Origin of the sequence: Taibaiella koreensis (genome assembly GCF_003545715.1) — a bacterium.
GTDB lineage: Bacteria > Bacteroidota > Bacteroidia > Chitinophagales > Chitinophagaceae > Taibaiella > Taibaiella koreensis.
Genome location: NZ_QVNU01000001.1, coordinates 956,329 through 974,895 on the forward strand (window position 1 = coordinate 956,329; position 18,567 = coordinate 974,895).

The following is an 18,567-nucleotide window of genomic DNA, read 5'->3' on the forward strand; positions in this document are numbered from 1 at the left end:
ATTTTTTTCAGAATATTATACACTTTCGCCGGCCTTCATTTTTTCCGAATTCTCGGCAAACTGCAGCGCTTCCACCATTTCCCCTATATCGCCGTTCATAAAATCGTCCAGGGAATAAATGGTCATATTGATCCGGTGGTCGGTAATACGGCCCTGCGGATAGTTGTAGGTACGGATCTTGGCCGAGCGGTCGCCTGTGCTCACGAGGCTTTTCCTCCGGCTGGAAATGGCTTCTTCATGCTTCCGTACTTCTTCTTCATATAGCTTGGTACGCAGCATCTGCATGGCCTTCTCCCGGTTGCCCAGCTGAGTGCGCTCCGTTTGACAGATCACGACGGTGCCGGTTGGAATATGCGTCAATTGTACTTTTGTCTCGACCTTGTTCACGTTCTGGCCACCGGAACCGCCGCTTCGCGAGGTTTCCATTTTTACGTCGCTTTCCCTCAGTTCAAAGTCGATCTCCTCCGCTTCGGGCATTACTGCAACGGTAGCGGCAGAGGTATGCACACGGCCGCTGGCCTCGGTTGCCGGTACCCGTTGTACGCGATGGACGCCGCTTTCAAATTTCAGTGTGCCGTAAACATCCTCGCCGGTTACTTCCAGCTGTATTTCTTTGTAGCCGCCTACCGTGCCTTCGGCTTCGGAAAGCAGGGCTATTTTCCATCCCTTTTTTTCACAATAGCGCATATACATACGCAGCAGGTCGCCGGCAAATATGCTGGCCTCATCGCCGCCGGTGCCGGCCCTGATCTCCATGATCGCATTCTTCTCGTCCTGGGGATCTTTGGGGATCAGCAGCTGGCGGATGCTGCCTTCCAGGCGCTCCTTGTCTGTTTCAAGCTGCTCCAGGTCTTCCTTGGCCATGGACCGCAGGTCTTCGTCGCTTTCCGTAGCCAGCACTTCCTTGCCAAATGCAATCGCATCGAGGCAGTTGCGGTATCGGTTATATTCGTTCACAATAGGCTCCAGCTTCCGGTATTCTTTGGATACCTGGGTGAAGCGCTTATTGTCGCTTACGATCTCGGGATTGGTCAAAGCTACCCCCAGATCTGTAAACCGGGCCTTTATAGCTTCTAGTTTTTCTATCATAATAAAAGTGCGCGAATTTAAGCATATTAAATGTGATTTGGTAAAATAAAAAGACGCAGTAAGCACCGCGTCTTTTTGGAAATTGTCCGGAAACCTGGCGTTAAGCGATAGATTGGTCTAATGCCTGGATAGCTTTATAGTCTTGCTCTGCCCGTTGGCTACTTGCGTAATTTTCAAGAAGAAAATATTTCCAGGTAGCGCGGTGGCCGCACGTTCCAGTTGCGGGTTGATATCGTCTATGGTGCCTTGCCATTGATGCAGCTGACGGCCGTTGATATCGGTGAGGCTTACTTCCATAGTTTGCTTGCGGCTGGTTTCATTAACCGTAAGCCTTAGGCTATTGGTAAAAGGATTGGGATACGCTTGCACTGTCCAGGCTTGTTCCTGCTGTTGCGCGATGCCGTTAGCAGCCGGCGCCGGCCGGTAGCCATAGTTGTACCAAGGTACCCATTTGTAGTAAAGTGTATAGTAGAAGTTCATCGGGTCGGGATTAATGCCGCTGAAGGCGAAGAACATTTCCGATGTTTTGTCATTCTGCGTGCTCATGGTCACAATCGGCGACTGTTGCGGAATAGTAGGATCGCGGTCAATGATCCAGTAGTCTGTACTGAACGGCGCGCCATCGTTCCGCAGGCGAAGGCCGAGGAAGTCATTGTCGCCCAGGGCAGGATCTTCCATGGTTTTGTTCCAGGCAAAATTAATGCTGGTTCCCTGTGGATCATAAGCTACGGCGGGCAGAATAGGCGCTCCGCTTACATTAAAAGACATGTTGAGGTTGCCCAGCGAGCCATCGTTAAGCACATCGTGCTGTACCGCCGGTGTAATGCTGTAAGCTCTTCGGCCGGTAATGATCCGGGATTGGGCATCGGGTGTCGGCGGAAAATAAGGGTACGTCGCCGGCGTGTATTCGTTGATCACATAGCTCCAGTCGTCGGTGCCAGGCTGGTGATCGGGACAGTCGATCCTGGGACGGCTGTAGCGGAAAGTAGCAGTAGCTGATGAGGTGTTGAGCACATCTTCGATCAGCGGCGTTACCATGGGCGGGCAATTGGTAAATACTTCCTCGAAGGGCAGGGTAGATTCCACCACCTGGGTATAGTCGGACCGCAGGTAAGTGAAGTGTAAGGTAAGGCCATCGTAGGCAGTACCGCCGTGCCCGATAGCGATATCGGGCTCCAGGTACTTAATGCCAAGAGGGTTCAGCGTATTGCTGCAGCCGAGCATTACACCGGCATCGGTGTGGGCGGCCATGGCATGAATATAGCCGTCGCCATCCCAGGTCACAGCAAATCTGTTCATCTCATGACCGTCGATACTGATGCTACCCGTGTTTAAATTGGACAGCGGATAAGTAAAGTAGGGTGTGATGCCGAATTGGTTCCAGAAGTAGAAATCCAGGAAATGGCCGTTATTGTTGTGATAGGCCACTACGATCAGGTTCTGGTTCATCGATCCGTCGTGGACAATAGCGACATCCACGGCGCTGGCGCCGCTATACTGGCTGGGGGAAAAGGTGCCCTGATCCAGTATATTGCCCGGGTTGGCGCTTTCTTTACGTACCCAGCCGATGCCGCCGGCCTGGTTCCACGAATAAACATAAAGGTCGCTTACAGCGTCGGGGTACTGGACGCCGCCATACGAATAGGCGCCCAGGTAACTTACATGCGCTACGACGCCGGGAGGTGCAGGGCATTGTACATCGGTGAAGGACGAATTAAGGAATTGGGCCTGCGCAGGTTGCAGCAAGGCTACAGCGGCCGTAAGCAGTGATAGAATTGTTTTTTTCATGCTTTTTTAGTTTGGTTGTTGGATTGGTGGTTAAAAAGCAGTTTCCGGACAGGAGCATAAATTTAATTTTCTTATTTCATTTTTTCTTTTTTTAATGTGACTATTTTATTCTTCAAGTGACTGAGATAATGCATAAAAAAGTGCGGCCCGGCAATTGCCGGGCCGCACTTTTTTATGGTTAATGTTTTACCGTATGAGGGTTACATTTCCTTCCTGGGTAAATATTTCGCCGCTATCGGTTACGGCTTCAATGATGTAGATGTAGACGCCCATGGGCAATACCTTGCCGTCCTTGGTGCCGTCCCATCCTTCGTCGATATTGGCGCTGGTATATACCTTATTGCCCCAGCGGTTGAAGATGGTAAAGTTCTTCAGTTGGGCAATACCACGTTTGGCCGGTTTGAATACCTTGTTGTTGCCGGCCGGAGCAAAGGCATTGGGCATATCGATCACGGTCTTTTTAACCAGCACGTCCATCGAATCTTTGATCATACAACCATGCTCGGTGCTGGCCGTTACAAAGTAGCGGGTCCTTACCGCCGGGCTTATCAGCGGGTCGGCAATATTGGTGGCGCTGAGGCCCGATGGGGGGAACCAGGTGAAGTACATGCAGTTGGTTCCCGGCTCTACATGGTATTGCTCTCCGGGATACACGGTCACGCTGTCGGGCAGGTTGAGCATCGCCTGGGAATATACCTGTACGGAAACCTGCTCGGTATCGGCACAGTTGTGCACGTCTTTGATCAGCACGGTATAGTCGGTAGAGGTAAGCGGGGTGGCCAGCGGAGACGCGGCGCTGGAGTCGGAGAGTCCATATGCGGGGCTCCAGGTATAGGATACACCACCGGTAGCCCAAAGCTGTGCCTGGCCTCCGGGACAATAGCCGGTATCGGCCGTAGCGGCCCCGAAGGCTCCGGGATATACGGTCAGGGTAATGCTGTCCTGGTCGGCGCAGCCGATGGGCGTTTGGACCTGCAGGGTATAGGTAATGGTGGTATCGGCGCTCAGGTGTGTATTGGGTCCATTGGGATTGCTGAGGTTAGGCGTAGCCGGTACCCATTGGTAAATATAGTCGTTGCGGAACGGCGTGATGCTCGATTCCAGCGCCACATCGGTCCATTGACAGGCATCCTTATCGGGCCCCAGGTCGAGCTTGGGGATATAGTGCATATCAAAGCTGATGATCACCGAAGTATCGGGACAGTCGGGATACGAAGCGGTAAGTGTATAAATATTGGGCTGGTTGATGGTGATCACCGGCTGCAGTGCTGTGGTATCGCTAACCCCTGTAGCGGGCGACCAGTTATAGGTATAGCCGTTGGTACCGATAGCGACAATGGGTACAACGGCGCCCTGGCAGACGACCGTATCATTGGTGACGATATCGAGCACCCTGGGCCGGAGATCGATATGCACCGTATCCGTCGACGAAAAACCACATATGCCGGGTATCGTATCCTTAACCATTACCCAATAGCGGTTGCTCACTGTAGGATCAACCGAGATATTGGCCTGGTTAGACGGGCTGAGGATGCCTGTAGCAGGGCCCCACTGAATGATGTTGTTGGGGGAAGGGTTATGGATGGTTACACCGATATTGATCGCCTGCTGGTAGCTGCAGACCGTCGTATCCTTGACCGTTATGTTTGGCAGCTCGGTATGCAGCACCGTGATGGTCATGTAGGCCGTATCGTCGGTAATGCAGGAGGTATCATTATTGGCGTGCAGCGAAAGGGTATAGACGCCGGGCACGGTATAGGTATGTGAAGGCGTGGGAAGGTTGCTGGTAGCACTTCCGTCGCCGAAATCCCAGGTGTAATTCTCCGCGGCCACCGAGTTGTTGATCAGGTGAATGGTATAGGGCGCGCAGCCTGAATCGTTGCCGTTAACGGTGGGGTCAAGCTGGAAGTTGGAGTTCACACCGGAAGCCTCAAAGTTGAACTTAAAGCTCAGGATATCCTGGCCTGAGGTTTGCTTGAACTGTGAGAAGCTGTTGGGTGTGGGCCCCGGATAAGGGGTTGTGGAGCTGGCGGGTGTGGCCTGGCAAATAGAGTGATAAACGATACCATTGGGATCCAGACGGTGTGAGCCTATATGAGAGTGGTCGCCGCTGACACCAAAGTAGGACCCGAACAGCAGGTCGCCGAAATTAGGCGTCATCGCACAGAACCAGAATGAGGCCGTATTGGTCTGATAGGCATCGTTGGATAAAGGCATACCGGCCACGGCGCTAAAGCCCGCAACATAGATGTTCCGGCATATATCCACCAGGAAGGCGGATGGGAAGAAGCGGCTGAAGCCCGATTGCGGGTTGCCTACTCGGGTCGACAGCAGGGAAGCGGTAAGGCCGGGATTGAGCTTGTCGACAAACACGTCGCCGTCGGCAGTGCCTACCCATGCACTGGGCGATATCGGGTAGTTACCGGTCGTTCTGCCTAGTACAAAAACGTTATCGCTTTCATCGACTTGCAGGTTTACCGCCTGATCCACATTATCGGTACCCACGTATGTGGTCTGGATCAGGGCTCCGGTGTTGGGGTTTATGAGGGCTACGAAGCCATCATAAGTGCCACCGGGCGCAGTGGCTATCATACCGCCAGTTGTTCCGGGAAAGTTGGTGCTGTTGGTAATGCCGCTTACCAGCAGGTTGCCGGCATTGTTAAATATAATGGCGGTTGGCCCCTCATTGCCACTGCCGCCCAGGTAGGAGCTGTACAAGAGGCTGCTGCAGGTAGGGTTCAGCTTAAAGATGACACCGTCGAGCGTACCGGTGCCGGCATTTGCCGCCTGCTGCGCTCCGGGCGTTACCGGGAAGTCGGTAGAATTAGTATTGCCTACACACCAGATATTGCCGGCGGCGTCGAAGGTGAGCTCCAATGGACTGGAAGTAGAGCTGTTATTGAGGTCGACGGTCGAGGGCGTACCGGTGAAAGTGTATTGCTGCGATTCGATACCGGCGCCGCCCATCAGGGTGCCACCGACCAGGGTGCTGCCATCGGCCGACAGGTGAGAGACGAATATATCCCAGGAACCGGACAGGGTATTGTCGTAACAGCCCGGTGACGTAGGGAAGTTGGCCGATTGCGTACAGCCAACCACTACCAGCTCATTGTTATCGTTAACCTTCATCGCGTGCGGGTATTCCTGGCTGGTGCCCCCTAGATAGGTGGAATAGATAAGGGTGTTGCCGGTCGCGTTATATTTATTGATAGCTGCCTCATGGCCGCCGCCTGCCCAGTTTTCCTGGTAGGCGCCGCTGGTGGTGGGCCAGCCTGTACTCCAGGAGTCGGCGCCGGCATAAAGGTTGCCGGCCGCATCGTAGGTAGTACAATAGCTATAGTTATTGGTATTGGTACCACCACTATAGGTAGCAAACACCAGCACCGGATCAATGATCAGCGGCTGGCTGGCATCGTAGCCGGCGGGAAACGTAAAGCTGAGCTTGCCATTAGTGAGCTTGTAGCGGGAAGCTACCGGAACTTCACGGCCATTGATCAGCTGGTAAGAGTAGGGGGCTTGCTCCACAATCTCATTCACAGAAGTCCTGATGCGCAAATTGCCTTCGGCGGTCAGCTCGGGAACCACACCTTCATAAGTCATAGCAATAGCGTCGGGATTGGCCCCGGGCGCTACAATGAAATCATATTTCGCATTATTGTTCTTTGAATAAACGGCCATATCGATACCCTGGTAGATATCTTTATGAACTACTTTCCCGAAAAGGCCTACATGGCCGGCCCAATTTACGCTATTGTTGCCAATCAGATAGTTATGGTAATAGCTTCTGGGGCTTTCCGAATTGAATTGCGTGGACAAATTGGCTCCGCTGAACTTCACCTTATAGGCATGGTGCCGGATGATCTCATTCTTTACATCCTTTTTCTCATCATGCCACATCCGGTGAACCCGCTCCATATCCTCCATGCTTACATAGTTAAATACAAAGCCCTCATTGGTAAGGAACATGGCGCCTCCGGGAATGTCGGCTTTGAACCGGGCTTCCTGATTCCATTGGCCCTTGTTCTCAATAAAGTCCAATCCTTCCTTTTTTGGAGCAGGCACCGTCCCTGGCACAGGGTGTCTCCCCCTCGCAGAGGCCAATACCCCGGCAAAAAGAAGAAACAATAAGGGAAGTGCAATTTTGTAGTTAGTACGATTCATTGGTTAGCTTTTAACAAAAATAGTAGTGCAATATAATAAAAAAAAAGACATGAAGCGGCTCCGAAAGAGTTGGTTTGGACACTGATGTGAGGGGGTATTTAATGTTTGCTGACTATGTCGATACAGGAAACAAAACATCCGCTGGTCCTTGAGCCTGTCGAAAGGACAACGATGCAACGGTGCTTCGACAGGCTCAGCAACCGGGATTAGGACAATGTCGTGCAATGTTTCCTACATCGACATACTCAGGTAATGTTTTTACAACTGTTACGGTCACGGAATAAAGTATCATTAAAAAAAGACCGGTGCTCAAAAGCCGGTCTTCTATAAAAAAGTGCGGCCCGGCAATTGCCGGGCCGCACTTTTTTATGGTTAATGTTTTACCGTATGAGGGTTACATTTCCTTCCTGGGTAAATATTTCGCCGCTATCGGTTACGGCTTCAATGATGTAGATGTAGACGCCCATGGGCAATACCTTGCCGTCCTTGGTGCCGTCCCATCCTTCGTCGATATTGGCGCTGGTATATACCTTATTGCCCCAGCGGTTGAAGATGGTAAAGTTCTTCAGCTGGGCAATACCGCGTTTGGCCGGTTTGAATACCTTGTTGTTGCCGGCCGGAGCAAAGGCATTGGGCATATCGATCACGGTCTTTTTAACCAGCACGTCCATCGAATCTTTGATCATACAACCATGCTCGGTGCTGGCCGTTACAAAGTAGCGGGTCCTTACCGCCGGGCTTATCAGCGGGTCGGCAATATTGGTGGCGCTGAGGCCCGAAGGGGGGAACCAGGTGAAGTACATGCAGTTGGTACCCGGCTCTACATGGTATTGCTCTCCGGGATACACGGTCACGCTGTCGGGCAGGTTGAGCATCGCCTGGGAATATACCTGTACGGAAACCTGCTCGGTATCGGCACAGTTGTGCACGTCCTTGATCAGCACAGTATAGTCGGTAGAGGTAAGCGGGGTGGCCAGCGGAGACGCGGCGCTGGAGTCGGAGAGTCCATATGCGGGGCTCCAGGTATAGGATACACCGCCGGTAGCCCAAAGCTGTGCCTGGCCTCCGGGACAATAGCCGGTATCGGCCGTAGCGGCCCCGAAGGCTCCGGGATATACGGTCAGGGTAATGCTGTCCTGGTCGGCGCAGCCGATGGGCGTTTGGACCTGCAGGGTATAGGTAATGGTGGTATCGGCGCTCAGGTGTGTATTGGGTCCATTGGGATTGCTGAGGTTGGGCGTAGCCGGTACCCATTGGTAAATATAGTCGTTGCGGAACGGCGTGATGCTCGATTCCAGCGCCACATCGGTCCATTGACAGGCATCTTTATCGGGTCCCAGGTCGAGCTTGGGGATATAGTGCATATCAAAGCTGATGATCACCGAAGTATCGGGACAGTTGGGATACGAAGCGGTAAGTGTATAAATATTGGGCTGGTTGATGGTGATCACCGGCTGCAGCACTGTAGTATCGCTAACCCCTGTAGCAGGCGACCAATGATAAGTGTACTCGTTGGTGCCGATAGCGACAATGGGTACAACGGCACCCTGGCAGACGGCCGTATCATTGGTGATGATATCGAGCACCCTGGGAGCAAGGTCGATATGCACCGTATCCATCGTTGAGAAACCGCATATGCCGGGTATCGTATCCTTAACCGTTACCCAATAGCGGCTGCTGGCCGATGGATCCACAGAAACCGTCGCCAGGTTGGAAGGCCCGAAAATACCTGTAGCCGGGCCCCACTGGATCGTATTGTTGGGGGAAGGGTTATGGATAGTGACACCGATATTGATCGCCGGCTCGTGGCCACAAATCGTCGTATCCTTGACCGTTATGTTTGGTAGCTCTGTTTTAAGCACGGTAATGGTCATGTATGCCGTGTCGTCTTTGATACAGGCAGAGTCATTGTGCGCGTACAAGGTTATGGTAAATACGCCGGTTGTCGTATAAGTATGGGTAGGCGCAGCAACAGTCTGTATAGCGCTGCCATCGCCGAAATCCCATTTAAAGGTAGTAGCCGCCGCAGCCGTTGGGCTATTGGTGGTATTCTTCATTTTAATGGTATAGGGCACGCAGCCAGTATCTTTCTTGGCAATGGCGGTATCCAGCACAAAATTGGAGATCACACCGGTGGCCTCAAAGTCAAACTTAAAGGTAATGATATCCTGGCCGGCTGATTGTTTCGTTGGCGACCATGCATTAGGCGTAATCAGCGAGGGATTTCCCCAGCCATTGGCGGTATTGTTACAAATGGAGTGATAAACGATGCCATTAGGATCCAGTCTGTTGTTGCCCACATGGACGTGGTCGCCTGCAACACCGAAATAAGAGCCGTACAGCAGGTCCTGGAAGTTGGGCTTCAATACGCAGAACCAAAAGGGCAGCGGAGCAGCTGAAGCCGCATCGGCAGTGGTGGGCAAACCTGCGGGCGCCTGCATTCCCGTTACATAAGCATTTCCGCATATATCTACAAGGAAGCCGTCGGGGAAGTAATGTGCAAAGCCGGCGCCTGATCCTACAAGCGTCGATAGCTGTGATGTGCTCAGGTCGGGGCTGAGCCTGTCGATAAACACGTCGCCGCCACCAATGGAATAGACGCCTGTCGACACGGGATAGGGACCATCGGTACGGCCGAAGGCAAATATCCTGTCGTTCTCATCTACCTGAACCGCCACTACCTGGTCGGAGTTGGCGGTACCCATATAGGTCGAGCGCATAATGGCGCCGGTAGTAGCATTGATAATGCTCACAAAACCGTCCAGGCTACCGCCTGCGCTGGGCGCTGCGGTGGTTTTGGCCCCGGCGGTGGTCGGAAAGTCGTTGCTTTGTGTCACGCCGCCGATAACGACATTACCGGCGCTATTGAACTGGGTTGAGAAAATGCCGTCGTCCCCGGTACCGCCGAGGTAGCTGCTGTACAGCAACTGGGAGCAGGTAGGATCCAACTTGCAAATAACGCCGTCGGTAGTGCCGGCTCCGGACAGCGCTGCCTGCTGCGCGTTGGCTGTCAGCGGGAAGTCGGTAGATTTGGTATTGCTCACCAGCCATATATTTCCGGCGGCATCTGTATTGATCTCTACGGGGCTGGTGGTGTGCTGGGTGAAGTTGTCGCCATTGTTACCAAAGCCAAAATTATTCAATCCGGTAAAGTTGAAGGTATTCGGCTCGGCGCCGGAACCGCCGATATAGGTAGCGCCGATGAGGGCCGTACCGGTGGTGTTGAAATGTGCTACAAAAAGATCGACGATGCCTCCCAGCGTATTGTCAAAGCAACCAGGAGATGTAGGGATATTGTTCGATTGCGCGCTGCCGGCAATGATCAGCTCGCCCAGGTCATTTACCTTCATGGTGTGTACAAACTCGGGGCCTGTGGTCCCGCCATAATAAGTAGAATAAACCAGCGCAGTACCCAGCGCATTATATTTATTAATGCCTACAATAAAATTACCTGCTGCGCTGTAAGCAGGTTGAAAAGCCGGCCCGAACGAAGTAGGCCAGCCGGCGCCACCGGCGCCGCAGCCGGCGTAGGCATTGCCTTCGTTATCGTAGGTGGTGCTGAAGCCATAAAATCCCGAAAAACCGCCGGCGGTACCGCCGCTATAGGTAGCAAACACCAGCGTAGGATCGATCACCAGCTCATACTGTGTATTGTATCCCTCGGGGAAGGCAAAGGTCAGCTGCCCCTTGTCCAGCACATAGCGGGAGGGTACCGGTACTTCTTTCCCGTTGATCACCTGGTAGGAGTAAGGCGCCTGCTCGATCACCTCGTTTACCGAGGTCTTGATCTTCAGCGCGCCATCGGCGTTCAGCTCAGGCTGTACGCCGTCAAAGGTCAACTTGATCTGTGCGGCATCGGCGCCCGGCCGTACAATGATATCATATTTTAAGGCGTTTTGCTTGCTGTAGACGGCGACATCGATGTTGTTATATACATTTTGCATCGATACCTTGCCATACAGGCCCACATTACCGGCCCATTTTGATCGGTCATTACCGATGAAATAGTTATGGTAAGTGCTTCTTTTGCTTTCCTGTTTATAGGTAATGCCGGTATTGGCACCGGCAAAGTTTACCCGGTAAGCATGGGAACGGACAACTTCTTTGCTGAGGTCTTTATGCTCCTCGCCGAGCTCATGCACACGTTCCATATCTTCTCCGCTCACATAGTTATAGACAAACCCCTGATCGGTTAAGAACAGGACACCGCCGGGCAAATTGGCCTTGAACCTGGCCTCTGTCGTCCATTGGCCTTTGTTCTCAATGAAGTCAAAACCAGGTTTTTTTTGGGAAAGTTTGGCGATCGTTTCGCTTACGGGATGCTTTACCCTGGCAAATGCCATGGCTCCGGTCAGCAAAAACAAAGACAAGAATAATGCCTTCTTATAAATATTCAGATTCATTGATACAACTTTTTGAAAAATATGTAGCGCAATTTAACAAAATTGTAGACATGAAACGATTGTCTTTCGGTTGGCTACTCCCGATAAAATAACCAGTTTTAATATTTCAATAACTAGTCAGGTATCGCGTGGGCCCATCTCTGCCGGGCCCGGAGCTTTTTGGCGTACAAAAAATATCCCCGGTTTTCAGGCCGGGGATATATTGGGGAAAAATTTCCTGTATTAATTTTTGCTATTTGAGTACCGTAACCTAACGTAGCAAGGTTACGTTGCCTTTCTTGACAAATGGTGTGCCTTTGTCGGTTACGGCCTCAATGCTATAAACATACACGCCCATGGGTTGCGGCTGCCCGTTGAAGGTGCCGTCCCAGCCTTCTTCAATATTGCTGCTGCTGTACACCTTGTTGCCCCAGCGGTTGTACACCGCAAATTCCTTCAGCCTTGCGATGCCTCGTTTGGCGGGCTTGAAGAGGTTATTGGTGCCGGATGGCGCAAAGGCATTGGGCATGTCGATCACGGTCTCTTTGACCAGCACGTCGATCGAGTCGAGGATGATACATCCGGCTTCGGTGGTCGCCGTTACAAAATACCGGGTCCGTACTTCCGGCGATACCAGCGGATCGGCAACATTGGCGTGGCTGAGACCAGACGGTGGGAACCATTTGAAGTAGGATGCATTGGTGCCGGGTTCCAGGTGGTATTGCTCGCCGGGATAGATCGTAATGCTGTCGGGCATATCGATAATGGCCTGGGGATATACCCTCACACTTACTTTCTCCGTATCGAGACAGTCGTGGATGTTCTTGATCAGCACCGTATAATCGGTAGTTGTGAGCGGCGTTGCCACAGGCGTTGCCGAGGTCGCATCGGATAAGCCATAGGCCGGTGTCCAGGTATAACTTACCCCGCCGGATGCCCACAGCGGCGCTTCGCTGCCCGGGCAGTAGCCGGTATCGTTGGTAGCGGCTCCGAAGTTTCCGGGGAATACATTGATATGTACCTTGGCGCTATCGGCGCAACCGATCGGCGTTTGCACATACAGCTGGTAAGTGACGGTGGTGTCGGCCACAAAGCTGGTATTGGGTCCTGTAGGCTCGGTAAGATTAGGTGTAGCCGGTGTCCACCGGTATTGGTAGTCATTTCGGTAAGGCGTTACAGCCGATTCCAGAGCCACCTCGGTCCACTGGCATACATCCTTGTCAGGCGACAGGGTGAGCTTCGGTATCTTATGCACTTCGATCTTGTACAGCACTGTGGTGTCGGGGCAGGTCTTGTAGCGGCCCGTAAGGCTGAACAATGTGGTTTCGCTCACTGTGATCCTGGGGTTGAAAATAGTCGAGTCGCTTACGCCTGTATTTGGGTACCAGCGGTAGCTGTAGGCTGGTGTACCGGTCGCATTGATCTGTACTGTAGCCCCGTCGCAGATTACCGTATCATTGTTCAGGATATCCAGCACACGTGGCGCAAGATCTATATGCAGGGTGTCGGTGGCCGACAAACCGCAGATGCCGGGTATCGTATCCCTTACCGTTACCCAGTACTTGTCATGAAGCGCAGGATCTACACTTGCTGCTGGTAGGTTGTTTGGACCGGAGATGCCATTGACCGGCCCCCACTGGATCGTATTATTGGGCGTGGGATTATTGATAGTAACCTTCACATCTATCGCCTGCTGGTTACTGCACAAAATGGTATCCCGCAGACTAAGGTCGGGGGTTACTACCCTCAGCACCCTGATCTGCATGGTGGCGGTATCTTCCGTAATGCAGGTATTGGGATTGAGCGCATGCAGGGTAATCGTAAAGGTGCCGGAATCGGTATAGGTATGAGAAGGATTGGTAGCCGTTACGGTGCCGGTATTGTCGCCGAAATCCCAGATATAGCTTACCGCCGAGCTGGAAGTGTTGACCATGGTCACGGTATAGGGAGCACAACCGGTATCGTTGACGCCGGGCGCCAGCTCAAAGTTGGACTTTACGCCGGTAGCTTCGAAATTGAATTTGAAGCTGATGATATCCTGGCTTATGTTGGGATTTTTGGTTTGCGCCCAGCTGGAAGTAGTCGTGCCCGGATAGGTGCCGTTGCTACAGCAAATAGAGTGGTACACGATGCCCTCGGGGTCCATGCGGCTCACGCCGCAGTGTGCGTGGTCGTTACCCACACCGAAATAGGAGCCGAACAGCAGCCCTGCAAAGTCGGGTTGCAATACACCGAACCAGAATGGCGCCGGGGCGGTCTGATAGGCATCGGTAGACAACGGCATTCCGGCATTGGCGTAGTAGCCGGCCACGTATACATTGCGGCAGATATCCACCAGGAAGGCCGAAGGGAAGAACTGACCGAAGCCCTGCGCGTTGCCCACCCTGGTCGACAGCAGCGATGTTGAAAGCGTAGGGTTGAGCTTATCGATGAATATATCGCCATTGTTGGCACTTTCCCATACGCCCGGGCTTATGGGGTAAGCGCCCAGTGTACGGCCCAATACGTAGACATTGTCATCGGCATCTACCTGTACAGCAACGGCATGGTCGGTAGCCGGTGTACCCAGGTAGGTAGACCGTTCTATATTGCCGGTATAAGCATCGACAAGGGAAACGAAGCCATCCTGGCCGCCTCCCGGTGCCGCGGTAAGCATAGCACCGCTGGTAGTGGGAAAATTATTGCTGGAAGTAATGCCGCAGAGCGCCAGTTTGCCCGAGTTGGTGAATTCAAGGCTGGTAGGCGACTCATCTCCGGCGCCGCCGATATACCGGCTAAATATCAGATCGTTACAGGCGGGGTTGAGCTTGAACAGCACCACATCGATACCGCCGGAGAGCGTATTGGTAAAAGGCCCGTTGAGCGTTAACGTAACAATACTGTCGCAGCCCGACGTGGCAAAAGTATCGGTATAGGTGCCCGGTGCGATCAACACCGTTGACCCGAAAAGATAGGTGCCGCCTGTGCAAAGGCTTTCGGTTATGTTATTGGTAATATAAGGTTTCACCGTAGCCGTTATTGTTACGACAGAGTCGCAGGTAGCGGTGGGGAAAGTCTGGATGTAGATACCTGCTGTGCTGATCGTCTGCGAACCAAATTGGTAGGTAGTGCCGGGGCACAGCGTGATGGGAAAGGCATTCAGGATATTGGGCTTTACGGTCAATTCCACGGTAACGATGCTGTCGCAGCCCGCTGTGGCAAAGGTATCGACATAAGTGCCGGCTATGGTCAGCACCTGAGAACCGAAGGGGAAGGAGCCGTTCACGCATATGGTGGGCGTAATGGTGTTCCGGATGTAAGGCCTTTCCTGTAGACGCAGGATAACGATACTGTCGCAAGCGGTAGTCGAAAACGTATCCCGGTAAATACCCGGCTCATTCAATACGGCGGCGCCGAAAGTATAGCTGCTGCCGGGGCAGAAGCCCGCGGTAACCGTATGAACAGTATAAGCGCCTGTGCCCAGGTTCAGGGTCACGATGCTGTCACAGCCGCCGAAGGTCTTGAAGGTGTCGACGTATACACCCGCCGTGGTAAGCGAACTGTCGCCGAAGCGGTAGCTTCCCCCCGCACAAACGGTCTCATTCAGCGTATCGCGCAGATAGGGATTGACGGTAAGGCTCAGGGTCACGATACTGTCGCAGCCGGCGGTGGCGAAAGTATCGACATAGGTGCCCGAGGTCTTGAGCAGCGTGCCGCCGAAATTATAGGAACTGCCGGCGCAAATCGCTGCTGTCACAGCGTTGGTGATCAGTGGATTTACGCTAAGGTTCAACGTTACGATGCTGTCGCAGCCCGCAGTAGCAAAGGTATCCACATAATTGCCGGTGGCGCTTAGGATCGTTCCGCCAAAATTATAAGTGCTGCCCTGGCAGATCGTATGATTAAAGGTATGGGTCTTGTAGGCTCCCGCTGTCAGGTGCAGGGTAACAACACTGTCGCAGGCTGCTGTAGTAAAGGTGTCTTTATAAGTGCCGGGGCTGGTCAGTACGGTAGTGCCGAAGGTATAGCTGGTGCCGGGACACAAAGTATGATACACCGTATTGGTGGTGAAAAAGCCACCGGCCTCTGTGGGAAAGTTGTTGGAGTTGGTATTGCTTACCACCCATATGTTACCGCCATTGTCGAAGGTAAGCTCCATTGGGCTGGATATGCCGGCATTGTTGTCTGTAATGGGATTGGTACCGCCAAAGTTGAAGGCTGTGGGCTCTATGTTATCACCGCCCATATAGGTTGCGCCTATCAGGTCGGTGCCGTCGCTGTTGAAGTGTGCCACAAAGAGATCGGAGGCGCCGTTCAGGGAATTGTCGTAGCAGCCGATGGTCACAGGCAGGTCAGCTGAGTTGGTACTGCCGATCACCACGAGCTCGTTCGCATTGTTCACGCGCATGGCGTGCGGGAAATCGACACCTGCGCCGCCATAATAGGTGGAATAGATCAGGGTGCTTCCCGTGGCGTTGTACTTGTTCACGGTCACATCCCTTGCACCGCCAAAGGTTACCTGGAAAGCGCCGGCGGTAGTGGGCCAGCCCAGATGGTATGCACCGGAAGAAGCGTACATATTGCCCTGGGCGTCGTAGGTAGAGCTATAAGCATAATATCCCGATGCGAAAGGCGTGGCGCTGCCGCCGCCGCTGAAAGTGGCAAAAACAAGCACAGGGTCGATCACCAGCGGCTGGCTTTTATCATATCCTTCCGGAAACTCGAAGCTCACTTTATTGCCGGCGACCTTGTAGCGCGATTTTACCTCTTGCTGGCGGCCGTCGATCATCTGGTAGGTATAAGGCGCCTGCTCCGTGATCTCGTTTACAGAGGTACGGATACGCAAATGTCCCTGCTCGGTAAGCACGGGCTTTACACCATCATAGCTCATCACTACCTGCGCCGCATCGGCGCCGGGAGCCACCAGTAAGTCGTACTTCATGCTGTTCTCCTTACTGTACACTACCATGTCGATACCGTTGTAGATATTCTTTTGGGTCACTCTTCCGAATATGGATGTACCGCCGGCCCAGTGCGACCGGTCCTTACCCAGGAAGAAGTTGGCGTAATAGCTGCGTTTTTCGGTGGCATCGCTGCGTACATCGGGACGTGCGCCCTCAAACGAAACCGTATAGGCATGACCATGCACGATCTCATTATCCACATTTTTGTTCTCATCGTGCCATTGTTTATGCAGCCTGGATATTTCCTCCTGGTTGTAGTAAGTGTACGTAAAGCCGTTGTTCGTCAGGAAAACGGCGCCGCCGGGAACCTCGGCCGCATACCGGGCGCGGGCGTCCCATTGGCCTTTATTCTCAACAAAGTCCAGTCCAACCTTTTTGACATTGATTTGTCTTTGGCCTGTAGCGGGGTGGGAATGATTGCCTTTGGCAAATGCAGGAATGCCGGAGCAAAGCACAAAAAGGGTGCACAATGCATTTAGGTAAATACATTTTTTCATGGGGCGAATGCTGTTTGTTACTATGGTTATGTCTTGGTCGCTAGGGTAGAAGACATAACGCTGAATCAATTAGTTGGGTGGCTATTGTATTTTTCAGGCGCTTTTGCCACAATTACCGGGGGGTATTGACTTTACAGGAAATTTGAATAATTTTGGAGCACACATGAGCATTATCTCGCCAGCCATCAAAAGCTATATGAAGTTGCGCCTGAGCGCAATCGATAATTTTGCGCTGAACCCCATCGATACGCAAAAGCAGGTGTTCAACCACCTGGTTGGCTCTGCTCAGTTCACCGAGTACGGCAAGCAATATGATTTTGAGCACATGAACTCCATCAGGGAATTCAAGCAACGTGTTCCTGTAAACGACTACGATTCGCTGAAGCCCTATATCCAAAAGATATTGGAGGGACAGCAGAATGTGCTCTGGGCCGATCCCATCAACTGGTTTGCCAAAAGCAGCGGTACCACCAGCGACAAAAGCAAGTTCATCCCGGTAAGCAAGGATTCGCTCGACGATACCCATTTTAAATCCGGTAAGGATGTGCTCTCGCTGTACCTGCGGCAATTTCCCCAAAGCAGCATGATGAACGGCAAATGCCTTACCATAGGGGGCAGTCACCAGGTAAATCAGCTCAGCGCCGATTCTTTTTACGGCGATCTGTCGGCCGTCATGCTGCAGAATATGCCCTTCATGGGACAGGTAATGCGGGCCCCCGAACTGTCGGTAGCGCTTATGGACGAATGGGAGGCTAAGCTCGAAGCCATGATATACAGTGTTTTTCATGAAAATATCACCTTTATCGCCGGCGTGCCTACCTGGACGCTTGTCCTCATTAAACGAATACTGGAAATAGCGGGTGAAAAGGATCTGCATAAGATATGGCCCAACCTGGAGCTTTATATTCATGGTGGTGTAAGCTTTACCCCTTACCGCAGCCAGTTTGCCGAGCTTATTCCTTCGAAGCAGATGCGGTATATGGAAACCTATAACGCATCCGAAGGTTTTTTTGCCGCACAGGACAATATCAACGAAGAAGGCATGCTGCTCTTCCTCAATCATGGCATTTTCTTCGAATTCATGCCTATGGAGGAATATGGCAAAGCCGAGCCCGAAACCCTGAGCCTGCGGGAAGTGGAGACGGGTAAAAATTATGCGCTGATCATTAGTACCAATGGCGGCTTATGGCGCTACCTCGTAGGCGATACCGTACAATTCACCTCTACAGAACCCTACCGCATTAAGGTCAGCGGCAGGCTGAAGCACTATATCAATGCCTTTGGCGAAGAAGTGATCGTCGACAACAGCGATCATGCCATAGCAGAAGCCAGCCGCATCACCGGCGCTGTGGTCAACGACTATACCGCCGCCCCTGTATACATGAGTGGCAGCGAGAATGGCGCCCATGAATGGATCATCGAATTTGAGCACCTGCCTGTGCCCCTGGAAGTTTTTACTGCTGAAATGGATAAGGCGCTGCAGAAGATAAACAGCGACTATGAGGCCAAGCGGCATAAAGATATTGCTCTACGCATGCCCATCGTGCACCGTATGCCCAAAGGCGGCTTCAACAACTGGCTTAAAAGCAAGGGAAAGCTGGGTGGCCAGCACAAAGTGCCACGCCTGAGCAACGAAAGGAAATACCTGGAAGAAATACTCGTATTTAAGCAGTAGCTTTTCGGTACCTGTCTCCACGCTCACGACCG

The 18,567-nt window shown here is 52.6% G+C and carries 6 protein-coding genes; 1 reads left to right on the top strand and 5 read right to left on the bottom strand.

Annotation, left to right across the window (positions count from 1 at the left end; translation table 11 throughout):
* Positions 1 to 15: 15 nt before the first annotated feature.
* The 5 genes from prfA to DZK30_RS04315 form a co-directional block, all read right to left on the bottom strand.
* The gene (gene prfA / locus DZK30_RS04295; RefSeq protein ID WP_118972833.1) at positions 16 to 1,089 is read right to left on the bottom strand and encodes a peptide chain release factor 1; all 1,074 of its coding nucleotides are present in this window, start codon (positions 1,087 to 1,089) and stop codon (positions 16 to 18) included.
* 117 nt (positions 1,090 to 1,206) lie between these two features.
* A complete protein-coding gene (locus DZK30_RS04300; RefSeq protein ID WP_118972834.1) occupies positions 1,207 to 2,877 on the bottom strand; it encodes a T9SS type A sorting domain-containing protein in 1,671 nt (556 codons plus the stop codon).
* Between the two features lie 186 nt (positions 2,878 to 3,063).
* Positions 3,064 to 6,915: a DUF7948 domain-containing protein gene (locus tag DZK30_RS04305; RefSeq protein WP_162902832.1), complete on the bottom strand. Its 3,852-nt coding sequence runs from the start codon at positions 6,913 to 6,915 to the stop codon at positions 3,064 to 3,066.
* Between the two features lie 503 nt (positions 6,916 to 7,418).
* Entirely contained in the window at positions 7,419 to 11,441 is a 4,023-nt protein-coding gene (locus tag DZK30_RS04310; RefSeq protein ID WP_118972836.1) for a DUF7948 domain-containing protein, read from the bottom strand.
* Positions 11,442 to 11,691: 250 nt separating this feature from the next.
* Positions 11,692 to 16,860, bottom strand: a complete 5,169-nt coding sequence (locus tag DZK30_RS04315; RefSeq protein WP_118972837.1) for a DUF7948 domain-containing protein — start codon at positions 16,858 to 16,860, stop codon at positions 11,692 to 11,694.
* Positions 16,861 to 17,023: 163 nt separating this feature from the next.
* On the opposite strand from DZK30_RS04315, the gene DZK30_RS04320 reads away from it, so the two are divergent.
* On the top strand, positions 17,024 to 18,535 hold the full coding sequence (locus DZK30_RS04320; protein WP_118972838.1) for a GH3 auxin-responsive promoter family protein: 1,512 nt from the start codon (positions 17,024 to 17,026) through the stop codon (positions 18,533 to 18,535).
* Positions 18,536 to 18,567: the final 32 nt, after the last annotated feature.